The organism is Candidatus Allofournierella merdipullorum (assembly GCF_048426865.1).
In the GTDB taxonomy this organism is placed as follows: domain Bacteria; phylum Bacillota; class Clostridia; order Oscillospirales; family Ruminococcaceae; genus Allofournierella_A; species Allofournierella_A merdipullorum.
Genome location: NZ_DBFNWJ010000037.1, coordinates 1 through 13,355, shown reverse-complemented (window position 1 = coordinate 13,355; position 13,355 = coordinate 1). Strand labels below are relative to the sequence as shown.

General features: G+C 63.8%; 15 protein-coding genes. 7 read left to right on the top strand and 8 right to left on the bottom strand.

The annotated features are described in order from the left end of the window. The first annotated feature begins 70 nt into the window (after positions 1 to 70). Positions 71 to 1,129: a stage II sporulation protein D gene (gene spoIID / locus ACMNAY_RS06495; RefSeq protein WP_418718842.1), complete on the top strand. Its 1,059-nt coding sequence runs from the start codon at positions 71 to 73 to the stop codon at positions 1,127 to 1,129. A 42-nt stretch (positions 1,130 to 1,171) separates the two neighbouring features. Here spoIID and ACMNAY_RS06490 read toward each other — a convergent pair whose 3' ends face one another. The 5 genes from ACMNAY_RS06490 to ACMNAY_RS06470 are packed head-to-tail and all read right to left on the bottom strand — an operon-like array spanning position 1,172 to position 4,304. After that, a complete protein-coding gene (locus ACMNAY_RS06490; RefSeq protein ID WP_418718841.1) occupies positions 1,172 to 1,858 on the bottom strand; it encodes a PHP domain-containing protein in 687 nt (228 codons plus the stop codon). A 23-nt stretch (positions 1,859 to 1,881) separates the two neighbouring features. Continuing rightward, positions 1,882 to 2,211: a hypothetical protein gene (locus tag ACMNAY_RS06485; RefSeq protein ID WP_418718840.1), complete on the bottom strand. Its 330-nt coding sequence runs from the start codon at positions 2,209 to 2,211 to the stop codon at positions 1,882 to 1,884. After that, positions 2,208 to 3,494, bottom strand: coding sequence for a [Fe-Fe] hydrogenase large subunit C-terminal domain-containing protein (locus tag ACMNAY_RS06480; protein WP_418718839.1), 1,287 nt, complete (start codon positions 3,492 to 3,494; stop codon positions 2,208 to 2,210). The genes ACMNAY_RS06485 and ACMNAY_RS06480 overlap by 4 nt, the downstream gene beginning before the upstream one ends. Before the next feature lie 37 nt (positions 3,495 to 3,531). After that, positions 3,532 to 3,957: an ATP-binding protein gene (locus ACMNAY_RS06475; RefSeq protein WP_418718838.1), complete on the bottom strand. Its 426-nt coding sequence runs from the start codon at positions 3,955 to 3,957 to the stop codon at positions 3,532 to 3,534. Next, positions 3,954 to 4,304, bottom strand: a complete 351-nt coding sequence (locus ACMNAY_RS06470) for a DRTGG domain-containing protein (protein WP_394969058.1) — start codon at positions 4,302 to 4,304, stop codon at positions 3,954 to 3,956. The genes ACMNAY_RS06475 and ACMNAY_RS06470 overlap by 4 nt, the downstream gene beginning before the upstream one ends. A gap of 243 nt (positions 4,305 to 4,547) precedes the next feature. Here ACMNAY_RS06470 and ACMNAY_RS06465 point away from each other — a divergent pair, with 243 nt between their 5' ends. The 6 genes from ACMNAY_RS06465 to ACMNAY_RS06440 all read left to right on the top strand — a co-directional run bounded on the left by ACMNAY_RS06465 (position 4,548) and on the right by ACMNAY_RS06440 (position 10,559). Next, positions 4,548 to 5,042 carry an NAD(P)H-dependent oxidoreductase subunit E gene (locus ACMNAY_RS06465; protein ID WP_394969060.1) on the top strand — a complete coding sequence of 165 codons (495 nt, stop codon included), beginning with the start codon at positions 4,548 to 4,550 and terminating at the stop codon, positions 5,040 to 5,042. A 23-nt stretch (positions 5,043 to 5,065) separates the two neighbouring features. Then, entirely contained in the window at positions 5,066 to 5,614 is a 549-nt protein-coding gene (locus ACMNAY_RS06460) for an ATP-binding protein (RefSeq protein ID WP_418718837.1), read from the top strand. A gap of 6 nt (positions 5,615 to 5,620) precedes the next feature. Beyond that, the gene (locus ACMNAY_RS06455; protein ID WP_418718836.1) at positions 5,621 to 5,998 is read left to right on the top strand and encodes a (2Fe-2S) ferredoxin domain-containing protein; all 378 of its coding nucleotides are present in this window, start codon (positions 5,621 to 5,623) and stop codon (positions 5,996 to 5,998) included. A 13-nt stretch (positions 5,999 to 6,011) separates the two neighbouring features. Continuing rightward, on the top strand, positions 6,012 to 7,805 hold the full coding sequence (locus tag ACMNAY_RS06450) for an NADH-ubiquinone oxidoreductase-F iron-sulfur binding region domain-containing protein (RefSeq protein ID WP_418718835.1): 1,794 nt from the start codon (positions 6,012 to 6,014) through the stop codon (positions 7,803 to 7,805). A gap of 15 nt (positions 7,806 to 7,820) precedes the next feature. Then, positions 7,821 to 9,575 (top strand): NADH-dependent [FeFe] hydrogenase, group A6, encoded by a 1,755-nt coding sequence (locus ACMNAY_RS06445; protein WP_418718834.1) that lies wholly within the window; start codon positions 7,821 to 7,823, stop codon positions 9,573 to 9,575. A gap of 105 nt (positions 9,576 to 9,680) precedes the next feature. Beyond that, positions 9,681 to 10,559, top strand: coding sequence for a LysR family transcriptional regulator (locus ACMNAY_RS06440; protein ID WP_418718833.1), 879 nt, complete (start codon positions 9,681 to 9,683; stop codon positions 10,557 to 10,559). A 71-nt stretch (positions 10,560 to 10,630) separates the two neighbouring features. Here the strand turns inward: ACMNAY_RS06440 and ACMNAY_RS06435 are convergent, their stop codons facing one another. From ACMNAY_RS06435 to ACMNAY_RS06425, 3 genes are all read right to left on the bottom strand, one after another. Beyond that, positions 10,631 to 11,944, bottom strand: coding sequence for an APC family permease (locus ACMNAY_RS06435; protein WP_418718832.1), 1,314 nt, complete (start codon positions 11,942 to 11,944; stop codon positions 10,631 to 10,633). 1 nt (position 11,945) lies between these two features. Further along, positions 11,946 to 13,133 (bottom strand): mandelate racemase/muconate lactonizing enzyme family protein, encoded by a 1,188-nt coding sequence (locus ACMNAY_RS06430; RefSeq protein WP_394969074.1) that lies wholly within the window; start codon positions 13,131 to 13,133, stop codon positions 11,946 to 11,948. A gap of 30 nt (positions 13,134 to 13,163) precedes the next feature. Continuing rightward, the coding region (locus ACMNAY_RS06425) for a hypothetical protein (protein ID WP_418718831.1) at positions 13,164 to 13,355 on the bottom strand (192 nt) is incomplete at its 5' end.

Sequence of the window (13,355 nt, the reverse complement as noted above, 5' to 3'; positions counted from 1 at the left end):
TATTTATATATGTTCTTCATATTACACGCTTTGCCCTTAAATTGCAAGGGCGGCAAAAAAGGAGGATGTTATGAAACGCGCCCTGCTTCCCATTGCCCTGTTCGCCCTGCTCGCCTACTGTCTGCCGCTGGTGAGCCTGTTCGTTCCGGCGCTGGCCTCCGGCGACGAGGCCGGCGCATCTTCCGCCCCGGAGTCCGCCCAGACGAACCAAAGCCCCGCCGCCCAGTTCCTGGCGCCCGAGGCGGAACAGGAGCCGGGGGACACCGGCAGCGCCGACAGCGAGGTGATCCGCCTGTGGGACGCGGGCAGTCAGCAGGTGCTGGAGGTGCCGCTGCTGGAATACCTCATCGGGGCGGCGGCCAGCGAGATGCCCGTCACCTGGCCGGACGAGGCGCTGAAGGCCCAGGCCATCGCCAGCCACAGCTACGCTTTGTACCAGCGGGACCGGGCCTCGGCGGACAAGCTGGAGGGGGCGTGGTTTTCCGCCGACCCGGCCCGGCGACAGGGCTACATGACCCGGGAAGTTTTGCAGAGCTACTGGGGCGAGGCCTTTGAGGCGAACTGGACCCGGCTGGAGGCGCTGTTCACCCCCATCCTGCACCAGGTGCTCACCTATGAGGGCGCGCCCGCCGCGGCCTGCTACCACGCCATCAGCAACGGGCAGACCGAGGCCAGCGAGAACGTGTGGAGCGAGGCGCTGCCCTATCTGGCCGGGGTGGACTCCACGCTGGATCTGACCGCCGAGGGCTACGAGCAAACGGTGACCTACACCACCCAGCAGATGTACGACGCCATCGTGCTGGCGGTGCCGGGGGCCCAGCCGGAGCAGGGCAAGCCGGAGAGCTGGTTCGGCGAGGCCAGCTACACCGCCGCCGGCTATGTGGACGAGATCCAGTGCGCCGGGGTGTTCATCCGGGGCACCGACCTGCGCACGGCGCTGGGGCTGCGCAGCGCCTGCTTTTCCATCCAGTATGCCGACGGGGTGTTCTCGGTGACCACCAAGGGCTACGGCCACGGGGTGGGCCTGAGCCAGTACGGCGCCAGCGCCATGGCCCTCACCGGCAAGTCCTGCGCCGAAATTCTGGCCCACTATTATCCCGGCACGGCGCTGGAGACGCTGGCCGAATGAACACAATAAAAAGGCCGCCCCCCGGGCGGCCTTTTGTTCCTTTTACAGCAAATTTCGCAGCACACTGTCCGGCGCAAGATCGCCCAGCTTGACACCCACCGCCGAAAGAAAATGAGCGTCGGAGGAGAAGAGCACCTCCAGCCCCGGAGGCAGCAGGCCCCGCCGCTGATATTCGGCGGCCAGTTCCGGCCGCCGCAGCTCCACCGCCCGAAAGCCCGCCTCGGCGGGCAGCATACCCAGCATGGCAAAGACGGAGTAGCTCTCGGCATCGGCGTGGGCGGGCACTGGCTCGCCCCCCAAAGCCCGGCAGCGGGCCGCCGCTTCTTCCAGCGGCCAGGCGCAGGCGGCGGTGAGCAGTTTGTCCACCTTCGCCAGCACCTTGTCCTCCTCGTCCATCACCCACTGTTCGCCCCAGATGACCGGGTCACAGGGCAAGGCGGGCAGCGCGGCGTAAAGGTCACGCCCGTAGTCCAGCGCCGCCTCCACCGTTTTGAAGTAGCAAAGCAGGTGCACTTCCTCGGCGGTGGTGACCTCGATCCCAGGCAGAAGGCGCAGGCCGTACTCCCGGCAGGCCCGCTCCGCCGCGGGCAGATTGAGGGCGCTGTTGTGGTCGGTGATGGCGATGAGCCCGGCTCCCGCCAGCTTTGCCAGCCCCGCCACGGTGGCGGGGGTCATGTCCCGGTCGGCGCAGGGGGAAAGGCAGGTGTGCAGGTGCAGATCGTACCGCATCGCCCTTCTCCCCCTTTCCTTTTTTAAAGGCCCATGGCTTTTGCCAAAGCGAGGCTCGCCTCAAATTCCGGCAGGTCGGTGGCCAGCACCTGCACCCCGTTCTCTTCCGCCCGCTGGCGGGCTGTCTCGTCCAGCTGCGCGCCGTGGCACAGCACGATGCAGGCGCAGTCCGCCAAAGAGGCCACCGCCACCGCGTTCACGTTTCCCATCACGGTGAACCAGGCGTCTCCCTCCTTGGCTCGGCCCATGGCCCAGCTGAGCAGGTCGCCGGTGAAAATCCCTTCGATTTCCCGGTCCTCGCCCGTCACAAGGGGTGAAAAACCGCACACCGCGGGCAGGTCTTTCGTGTTCATTCCCCGGCCCCTCCTTTTCTCTCCTTCGACCGCAGCCGGGCTTCCAGCTGGCGGCAGCGCAGCAGCACGCAGTCGCTCACCTGGGCCGCGCCCCGCACCACGTCCTCCGCCAGCGCCTCACAGCTGGGGGCTCCGCAGGCGCCGCAGTCCAGCCCGGGCAGGGTCTTGAGGATGGTCTGCATCCGGTTGTAGCGCTCGAAGCGCTCCACCCGGGTGGCTCCCAGCTCCAGCACGGGGGCATAGGTAAGGTCGGTGTCCCACAGCATCTCGGTGGGCACCCCGCCGGAAAGCCGGTTCACCGCCCCCGCCGCCGTGCGCTGCATCCGCTTGAGCTTGGTGCGGGCGATGTAGGGGTTTTCCAGCTGCAGCGAGCCGCCCAGGCACCCGCCGGGGCAGGCCCGCAGCTCCACAAAGTCGATCTGGTCGTATTTTTCGTCCTCCAGGTCTTCCAGCACCCGGATGATGCTCTCCATGCCGTCGGCCACCAGATGGTTCTCCACTCCGGAGAGGCACAGCGCCTCGCCGCCGCTGGCCGCCCAGGCAAGGCCCGCCGCGCCCGCGCTGGCCCGGTGGGGCGGGGTGCGGCTGCCATCCATCAAAGCCAGCAGTTTGGGGTAAATTTCCGCCGCCGACACCGCCCCGTCCAGGGCGCTGCGGCTGCTGCCCACCGGGGCCCGGCGCATGGTGACCTTGGCCGGGCAGGGCACGATGGCGATGCAGCCGATTTTTTCCTCTGGCAGGCCGGTTTTCTCCGCCGCCTTTTTCTTGGCCATGCGGGCCGCCAGTTCCATGGGCGGCACTAAGGGCAGCATATGGTCGATCAGCTCGGGGAAGCGCACCCGGATGAGCCGGGTCACCGCCGGGCAGGCGGAACTGATGACCGGACGCGCCGCGCCGCCGGTGGCCATGATGCGGCTGGTGGCGTCGCTGATGAGCTCGGCGGCGGCAGCCTCCTCAAACACGTCGTCAAACCCCGCGCGGCACAAAGCGTCCAGTACAAGGTCCTGATTCTTCTGATGGTTATACTGCACATACAGGCTGGGCGGCACGATGGCCACCCGGTACTCAAAATGCCCCAGCAGCGCCAGCGGGTCGCTCACCGCCCGCTTGGCCCGGTGGGGGCACAGCCGGATGCACTCGCCGCAGTCGATGCAGCGCTCCGCCTCGATCACCGCTTTGCCGCCCCGCACCCGGATGGCCTGGGTGGGGCAGCGCTTGATGCAGTTGGTGCAGCCGTTGCACAGCCGCGTTTCCAGCGTGACCGAATGAACGAACTGGTCCATGATCTCCTCCAAAAGCGGCCCCCGCCGGGTCGCCCTTTCAGTCGATGTTCACCCGCATGGTGATGGTGGTGCCCACCCCAACGGTGGACTGGATGTGGAACTCGTCGGTATAGCGCTTCATGTTGGGCAGGCCCATGCCCGCCCCGAAGCCCAGGCTGCGCACCTCGGCGCTGGCGGTGGAAAAGCCCTCCTGCATGGCCTGCTCCACGTCCGGGATGCCGGGCCCCTGGTCCGACAGCACCATCTCCACATCGTTGTCGCCGATGGCCACGTCGATGTTGCCGCCTCCCGCGTGGATGGCCAGGTTGATTTCCCCTTCATACAGGGCGATGGAGATGCGCCGCACCGCCGCCGCGGGCACCCCCAGCTTTTTCAGGGTGGCCTTCAGATCGGCGCTGGCCTCCCCCGCCCGGGCGAAGTCGTCGCCGGGCACGGTGTATTCCAGCCGGATGGGCTCGCTCATGGCATTTCCCCTCCCCGCAGGCCCTTTTCGTAAAGCCTGCCGCAGGCCGCGAACATGGGCAGATCGGTGGACAGCACCGCCATCCCCCGCTGGGCCGCCATCTCCACGATCTGCTCCTGAGGCTGCTTGCCCCGCACAAACACGATGCACACCATGTCCATCATCTCGGCAGTTCGCACCACCTGCGGGTTGTTCAGCCCGGTGAGCAGCACCGCCTGGTCCTTCACATAGGCCAGCACGTCGCTCATCATGTCGCTGCCGCAAGCGGTGTGCACCTGGGCATTCAGGTCCGCGCCGGGCGTATGCAGCCGGGCGTTTAAAATCTCTCTCACCTCTCCGATGGTCATTGCAGGCTCCCCCTTTTCCCTGGGGCGGCCCCTCCGGCCGCCTCTTTCCTTTTATTATAAAAGATGCCCCACCCCCTGGCAAGGGCAAGTCGATGACATTTTCAACAGTTTTTTATCAACTCGTGCTGCAATTTTATACGCCTTTCCGGTATTTGATTGTTTAATTTATAACAGCCTTCTGGTATAATGGAAGCATATGGGCAGGGACCGCTGCCCCCGTGACCAACCATCAGGAGGGATACTATGAGGCACTTTTCCACCGTGCCGTTTTCCGGCACACCCGAGCAGGAAGGGCAGTTGAAAGCCTGGCTCGAAGCAAACAAGGACACGCCCGGCGTGGTCATGCCCGCCTTGCAGAAAGCCCAGGAGATCTACGGCTACCTGCCCATCGAGGTGCAGCGCATGGTGGCCGAAGCGCTGGGCAAACCTCTGGCCGAGATTTACGGCGTGGCCACCTTCTACTCCCAGTTCAGCCTGACGCCCAAGGGCAAATACCGCATCAGCGTGTGCCTGGGCACCGCCTGCTACGTGAAGGGCAGCGGCAAGCTGTATGAAAAGCTCCAGGAGAAGCTGGGCATCGCCGGCGGCGAGTGCACGGCGGACGGCAAATTCAGCCTGGACGCCTGCCGCTGCGTAGGCGCCTGCGGCCTGGCCCCGGTACTTATGGTGAACGACGACGTCTACGGCCGCCTGACGGTGGACGATCTGGACGGCATCCTGGAAAAATACCCCGACTAACGCCGGAAAAGGGGGGGCGCGCGGTGCAGGAACTTTCGATGAACCTGTTGGACGTGGCCGAGAACTCGGTGGCCGCCGGCGCGAAGCTGGTGCGCATCGAACTCTCGGTGGACGAAGAAGCCCGCCGCCTGCGCCTTGCCATCATCGACGACGGCAAGGGCATGGACCCGGAGCTGGCAAAACGGGTGACCGACCCCTTCTGCACCAGCCGCACCAGCCGCAAAGTGGGGCTGGGGCTGCCTTTTTTGAAAATGGCGGCCGAGCTCACCGGCGGCGAGCTGACGCTGGAAAGCGAAGAGGGCAAGGGCACCGCGGTGACCGCCATCTTCTGCACCGACCACATCGACATGCCGCCCCTGGGAGACGTGGCTGCCAGCGTGGCGAGCCTCATCCAGTGCAGCCCCCACATTAATTTTGTGTTCACCCTCACCGGCCCGGGCGGCGCTTTTTGCGCCGACACCCGCGAGATGCGGGAGATTCTGGGCGGGGTGAGCCTGGCCGAGCCCGAAGTGGCCCTGTGGCTGCGGGAGTATCTGGCCGAGAACATCCGCGAAATTTTGGAAAAGGAGTAACGCTTTATGAAAAGTTTGCAGGAACTGGCGGCCATCCGGGACCGGATGCGCCAGACCGTGAATACCCGTGAGCCGGGCGAAAATCCCATCCGCGTGCAGGTGGGCATGGCCACCTGCGGCATCGCCATGGGCGCGCGCGGCGTTCTGAACGCCTTCACCGAAGAAGTGGCCCGCCGGGGCCTTTCCGGCATCATGGTCACGCAGACCGGCTGCATCGGCATCTGCAAGTACGAGCCGGTGGTGGAGGTCTTTGTGCCCGGGCAGGAGAAGGTGACCTACGTCCACATGAACCCCGAAAAGGCCGCCCGCGTTGTGGCGGAACATCTGGTGGGCGGGCACGTGGTCACCGAATACACCATCGGCCAGGCCGGCACGGAAGAATAAGGAGGCAGAGCCAATGTACAGAAGTCATGTCATGATCTGCGGCGGCACCGGCTGCACCTCGTCCGGCAGCGACAAGGTGGCCGCTGCCTTCGAGGCGGAGATCGTAACCGCCGGTCTGGAAAATGAAGTCAAGGTCATCCGCACCGGCTGCTTCGGCCTGTGCGCTTTGGGCCCCATCGTGGTCATCTACCCCGAGGGCACCTTCTACAGCATGGTCAAGCCCGAGGACGTGGCGGAGATCGTGAACGAGCACCTGCTCAAGGGCCGCCCGGTCATCCGCCTGCTCTACAACGAGACGGTGGCGGAGGACAACTCCATCAAGAGCCTGGACGAGACCTCCTTCTACAAAAAGCAGAAGCGCATCGCCCTGCGTAACTGCGGCGTCATCAACCCCGAGAACATCGAGGAGTACATCGCCTTCGACGGCTACGCCGCCCTGGGCAAGGCGCTCACCGAGATGACCCCCGACGAAGTCATTCAGGTGGTGCTGGATTCCGGCCTGCGGGGCCGGGGCGGCGGCGGCTTCCCCACCGGGCGCAAATGGCAGCTGGCCTGCGCCGACCGGGGCAAGGTGGAAAAATACGTCTGCTGCAACGCCGACGAGGGCGACCCGGGCGCGTTCATGGACCGCAGCGTGCTGGAGGGCGACCCCCACAGCGTCATCGAGGCCATGGCCATTGCCGGTTACGCCATCGGCGCGGATCAGGGCTATGTGTATGTGCGCGCCGAGTATCCCATCGCGGTGAACCGGCTGTCCACCGCCATCCAGCAGGCCCGGGAGTACGGCCTTCTGGGCAAGAACATCTTCGGCACCGATTTCTCCTTTGACATCGACATCAAGCTGGGCGCGGGCGCCTTCGTCTGCGGCGAGGAGACCGCCCTGATGACCAGCATCGAGGGTATGCGCGGCGAGCCCCGGCCCCGCCCGCCCTTCCCCGCCAAGAAGGGCCTGTTCGGCCGGCCCACCATCCTGAACAACGTGGAGACCTACGCCAACATCCCCCAGATCATTCTGAAGGGCGCCGACTGGTTCCGCAGCATGGGCACCGAGAAGAGCCCCGGCACCAAGGTGTTCGCCCTGGGCGGCAAGATCAAGCACACGGGCCTTGTGGAAGTGCCCATGGGCACCACCCTGCGGGAGATCGTGGAGGAAATTGGCGGCGGCATCCCCGGCGGCAAGAAGTTCAAAGCCGCCCAGACCGGCGGTCCCTCCGGCGGCTGCATCCCCGCCAGCCTCATCGACACCCCCATCGACTACGACAACCTGATGGAAATCGGCAGCATGATGGGCTCCGGCGGCCTCATCGTCATGGACGAGGACACCTGCATGGTGGACATCGCCAAGTTCTTCCTGGAGTTCACCGTGGACGAGAGCTGCGGCAAGTGCACCCCCTGCCGTGTGGGCACCAAGCGCCTGTTGGAGCTGCTGGAGAAAATCACCAGCGGCAACGGCACCATGCGCGATCTGGAGCGCATTGAAGAGCTGGCCCAGTTCATCAAGGAGAACAGCCTGTGCGGCCTGGGCCAGACCGCCCCGAACCCGGTGCTCTCCACCCTGCAGTACTTCCGCGACGAGTACCTGGCCCACATTCAGGACAAGCGCTGCCCCGCCGGGGTGTGCAAGGCCCTGCTGACCTATAAAATCGACGAATCCAAGTGCCGCGGCTGCACCCTCTGCGCCCGTGCCTGCCCCGCGGGCGCCATCAACGGCAGCGTGCGCAACCCCCACAACATCGACACCCTCAAGTGTGTCAAGTGCGGGGCCTGCATGGAGACCTGCCGCTTCGGCGCCATCAGCAAGGGTTAAAGGAGGACGCAAACAATGGAAATGGTCAATCTCAAAATCAACAACGTGCCCTGCAAAGCGCCGGCGGGCGCCACCATCCTGGAGGCCGCCCACGAGATCGGCATCACCATCCCCACCCTGTGCTACTTAAAGGAAATTCAGCGGGTGAACGGCGCCTGCCGCGTCTGCGTGGTGGAGGTGAAGGGGGCCAAGAACCTGCTGCCCGCCTGCGTCTACCCGGTGAGCGAAGGCATGGAGGTGTTCACCAACACCCCCAAGGTCCAGGCCGCCCGCAAGACCAACCTGGAGCTTATCCTCTCCACCCACAACCAGGACTGCATGAGCTGCGTGCGCAGCGGCGACTGCGAGCTGCTGCGGCTGTGCAAGCAGTACGGCGTGGATAAGTCCAACTCCTTCGAGGGCGTTCTGCCCGAGCGCCAGGACGATTACAGCGCGCCTCACCTTCTGAAAGACAACTCCAAGTGCATCATCTGCCGCCGCTGCATCTCCACCTGCGCCGAGAACCAGGGCGTGGGCGTTATCAACGTGGTGGAGCGCGGCTTCAACACCCACATCGCCTGCGCCTTTGAGGGCAAGCTGGTAGACTCCACCTGCATCGGCTGCGGCCAGTGCATCAACGTCTGCCCCACCGGCGCGCTGGTGGAGCGGGACGACACCGACAAGGTGTGGGCCGCCCTGGGCGACCCCACCCGCCACGTCATCGTGCAGACTGCCCCCAGCGTGCGTGCCGCCCTGGGCGAGGAGTTCGGCCTGCCCATCGGCACCAACGTGCAGGGCAAGATGGTGGCGGCGCTGCGCCGTCTGGGCTTTGACGGCGTGTTCGACACCGACTTTGCCGCCGACATGACCATCATGGAGGAGGCCACCGAATTCCTGCACCGGATGAAGGAGGGCGGCCCGCTGCCCCTCATCACCAGCTGCAGCCCGGGCTGGGTGCGCTACTGCGAGACCTTCCACCCGGATTTCATCCCCAACCTCTCCAGCTGCAAGAGCCCCCAGCAGATGTTCGGCGCGCTGAGCAAGACCTACTACGCCCAGAAGATGGGCCTTGACCCCCGGGACATCTACTGCGTCAGCGTGATGCCCTGCACCGCCAAGAAGCTGGAAATCGGCCGGGACGACCAGTGCGCCGCCGGCGAGGGCATCCCCGACGTGGACGTGTCCATCACCACCCGCGAGCTGGCCCGGATGATCCACCGCAGCGGCCTGCGCTTCAACGACCTGCCCGACGAGGACTTCGACCCCGCCATGGGCGAGGCCTCCGGCGCGGGGCACATCTTCGGTGCCACCGGCGGCGTGATGGAAGCGGCGCTCCGCACCGCAGTGGAGACCCTCACCGGCCAGGAGGTGCAGCCGGTGGAGTTCGAGGCCGTGCGCGGCACCGACGCCATCAAGGAGGCCACCTACCAGGTGGAGGACCTGACCCTGCGAATCTGCGTGGTCAGCGGCACCGCCAACGCCGGCAAGGTGCTGGACATGGTGCGCAAGGGCGAAAAGCAGTATGACTTCATCGAGGTCATGGCCTGCCCCGGCGGCTGTGTCAACGGCGGCGGCCAGCCCATCCAGCCCGCCCCCGTGCGCAACTTCACCGACATCAAGGCCCTGCGCGCCAAGGCCCTCTACGACCAGGACGAGCGCAGCGCCATCCGCAAGAGCCACGAGAACCTGCTGGTGAAGAAGGTGTATGTGGAGTTCCTGGGTCAGCCCGGCAGCAAAAAGGCCCACGAAATTCTGCACACCCATTACCAGAAGCGGGAGAAGCTTTACTAATCGTAATATTATTTCAAAATTATACAAATATGGCGGGTGGCGTCAGCCACCCGCCCTGTTTGCGCTTTAAGGCAAAACGCGACGCGCCACAGGAGGAATCATTCGGTGAACGACATCAGTTTCCAGCAGATCTTGTATTTTCGGGCCGCCATGCGCAGCACCAGTTTTTCCGCTGCCGCAAAGCTGGCTTACACCACCCAGTCCACCATCAGCAAGGAGATCAGCGCGCTGGAGCGCGTGGTGGGCGAACCTTTGTTTTTCCGCAGCAAACAAGGCAGTTTCCCCACCGAGCGGGCTGTGGCGCTGGACATCGAGCTCACGGACATCTACGACACGGTGGAGCATCCTTTGAACGATTCGGCGGCCCTGAGCAAGGATGAGCTCCGCATTGGTTTTTGCCAAAGCATCGACTTTCTTTCCGCAATACCGGACTTTTTCGACACATTGAAAGAGTTCGAGGAAAAGCTCAATCTCAAACTGGTCTGCCGCGAAAACAGCGAGATCCTCAAAGCGGTGCTGGACGGCTCTCTGGACATGGGGTTCATTTTGTCAGACACCAATCCTGTGAACCCCAACATCAAATTGCACATAGCGGCTTTGTCCGCGCCCCGGGTGTATTTTTCCTGCAACTGCCCTCTGGCGCAGCTGGACACTCCCATCCCGATGGACGCCTTTTCCCGCTATCCGCTCATTACCACCAAGTATCTCATCGAACAGGACGGATACCGCATGATCAACCTGCTGCCCTTCACTCCCGCCTGGATCAAAATCGTGGACTCCTACAACGATGTGCTGCTGCATCTTGCCACCGGTCGCTATATCACACTGCTTCGCCCCTATGTGAACCTGGCAAGCAACAAGAACATCACCGGCTGCGACCTGCCCGAAAGCTACGCTCTCAAACAGGGCGTCTCCATGATCTGGCGCAAGGACAGCAAAAACCCCAACCTGCGCGCGCTGCTGAGTCGGCTGCGTCTTCTGTGAGAGCGATCCCCTCCGACAAACAAAAACCGGCGGCCGCCCGAAAAGGGCGGCCGCCGGTCTTGCTTTGTCGATCAGGCGGAGCGTTTGCTCAGCGCATGGAACACAAAGTAGGCGGGAATGGAGGTTGCCATCAGGCCGATGCTCTGCAGCATCTGGGTGGGGGTGCAGGTCAGGCAGATGGCAAGGGTGATAACGATGGCCAAAACGGTGGTAACGGGGTAGCCGGGCATCTTGAGAGGACGCTCCAGGTCGGGCTTCTTCTTGCGAAGCACCAACAGCGACAGGCAGACGACACACTCCAGGATGCGCCCCGCGAACACGTTGATGGCCAGCAGGGTGCTGAAGGAACCGGTCCACACGAAGATCAGCGCCACAAGGCAGATGAACAGGGTGGGAACATAGGGGGTGTTGAACTTGCTGTGCAGGCGGCCGAAGGACTTGAACATCAGGCCGTGCTGGCTCATGGAGAAGGTCACGCGGGGATAGCTCATGATGCCGCCGTTCAGCGCGCCGAAGATGGACACGCAGGCGCCGATGGTCACGATGACGGTACCGGCCTGGCCGAAGATGGCGGTGCCGGCGTCCACCACGGGAGTCTCACTGCCGGCCAGGGCGGCAAAGCCCACAGAGCCGACGCAAGCCACAGAGATGAGGATGTTGATGGCGATAACGATGAGCATGCCGATGATCAGGGCCTTGGGAAGGGTCTTCTTGGGGTCCTTGATGTCACCGGCCATGTAGGCCAGCTGGTAATAGCCGCCAAAGGCCAGGAAGGCGGGGAACGCCGCACTCAGCACGCCGCAGGAGGCGCTTTCCGCCTCAGGCACCACGGTGGTGAAGTTTTCGGGCGAGAGGATAACGAACCCGCCCACGATCACCAGGATCAGGGCCAGCAGCTTGCCCACAGTGAAGATGTTGGCCACGGTGGAGCCCAGCTTGGTGCCGCAGATGTTCAGGATCATCAGCGCCAGAATGATGGCGGTGGCGATCATCTTGATGCCGGTGGGGGTGATGCCGGGGATGAGCTTTGCCAGGTTGGTGGCAAAGCCGGTGGCCAGCATAGCCACCAGGGGGATGTAGTTGCCGATGGTCATGGACCAGCCGTACACAAAGCCGCCGGGCTTGCCGAAGGCCTCGGTGATGTAGACGTAGGGGCCGCCGGCTTCCGGCATGGCCGGAGCCAGCTCAGAGTAGACCAGGGCGCAGAGGATGCCGCTGGCGCCCGCCAGCACCCAGGCGATCATGAACGGGCCGAAGGAGCCGGCCGCCGCGGCCACGGTGCCGGGGGTCATGAAGATGCCCGAACCGATGACGGCGCCCACCAGGATGGACACTGCGCCGAACAGGCCGATCTGCCGCTTCAATCCTGTTTCTTGTGTGCTCATATCATTCTCCCTCCACGGTGCACTTTTCCAGCGCATGTTCGATGGCCCAGGGCGAGAGTTCCTGACCGATGCCCGGCAGCTCCGGCACACTGCAGAAGCCGTTCTTGTCGGGCTGGTAGTCATAAACACCCAGGCGGATGTTCTTCTCGCTGCGGTTGGTGACGTGATGCTCATGGATCACGAAGTTGGGGATGGAGGACTCCACATGGAGAGACGCCGCAATGGCGATGGGGCTGCCGCAGACATGGATCTGAATGCCCGCGTCCACCGCCGCCGCCATGGAGGCGATCTTCATGGCCTCGGTGATGCCGCCGCAGGTGCCCAGGTCAGGCTGATAGACCTGGAACGCGTCCTGCTTGATGAGGTTCGCGTAGTGGTATTTGCCGTACACCCGCTCGCCGCCGGCCTGCGGGATGGCGGAACGCTTGCGCACGGTCTCCACCACCTGCAGATTCATGGGGGTGCAGGTCTCTTCCATGAACATGATGTTGTAGGGCTTGATGATCTCGCTCATCTCCACCGCGGACACCGCGTCGGTACGGGCGTGGTTCTCCACGATGATGTCCACATTATCGCCCACCGCGCTGCGCACGGCGCTCACCCGCTCCTCAATGAGGGCGCGCACCTTCGGATGGATGGGGCCCTTGAGGAAGCCCAGACGGCCGCCGTTCGCGTCGTAGGTGATGAAGTTGATCTTGATGGCGTCAAAGCCCTCGGACACCGCTTTGAGGGAATGCTCCACCAGGTCTTCGGTCTTGTAGCCCCGGTCAAACACCATGCCGTTGCCCCAGCCGAACTGAAGCTGGCTGGCATAGGCGCGCAGCTTGTCGCGGCACTTGCCGCCCAGCAGCTTGTAAAGGGGCACGTTCAGGGCTTTTGCCTTGATGTCCCAGCAGGCCATGTCGATGGCGCTGATGGCAGAGAACATCACGGTGCCGCCGCCCTGTGCCCAGAAGGTCTGGGTGTACATCCGATCCCAAACGGCCTCCGTTGCCATGGGATCCATGCCGATCACCAGCGGAGCCACTTCCTGGATCATGCGGTACGAAGCGCTTGCGCCGGTATCAAAGCCTACAGACGCCTCACCATAGCCATAGATCCCCTCGTCGGTGTTCACACGGCAAACAATGGGCCGCCAGCCGGGAGAGCCGCCATCAAGCAGGAAGACGTCAATGCTTTTAATCTTCAATAGAACTTACCTCCTCGTTTTGGGTCTGTGTCAGTACTGATCTTGTCTCTCATTATACGAGATAATCGGCGGCATGGTCATTCCAAATCGGAATGGATGGCATTCCGTTTGCTCATGAAACCCCTGCCCTTCCCCTTTCGATTTTCGCCTCAAAAAGTCAAAAGCGGCGAGCCGAACGGCTCGCCGCGTTTGCTGTTCAGTTAAAAGGCCCTGGGGCTGCGG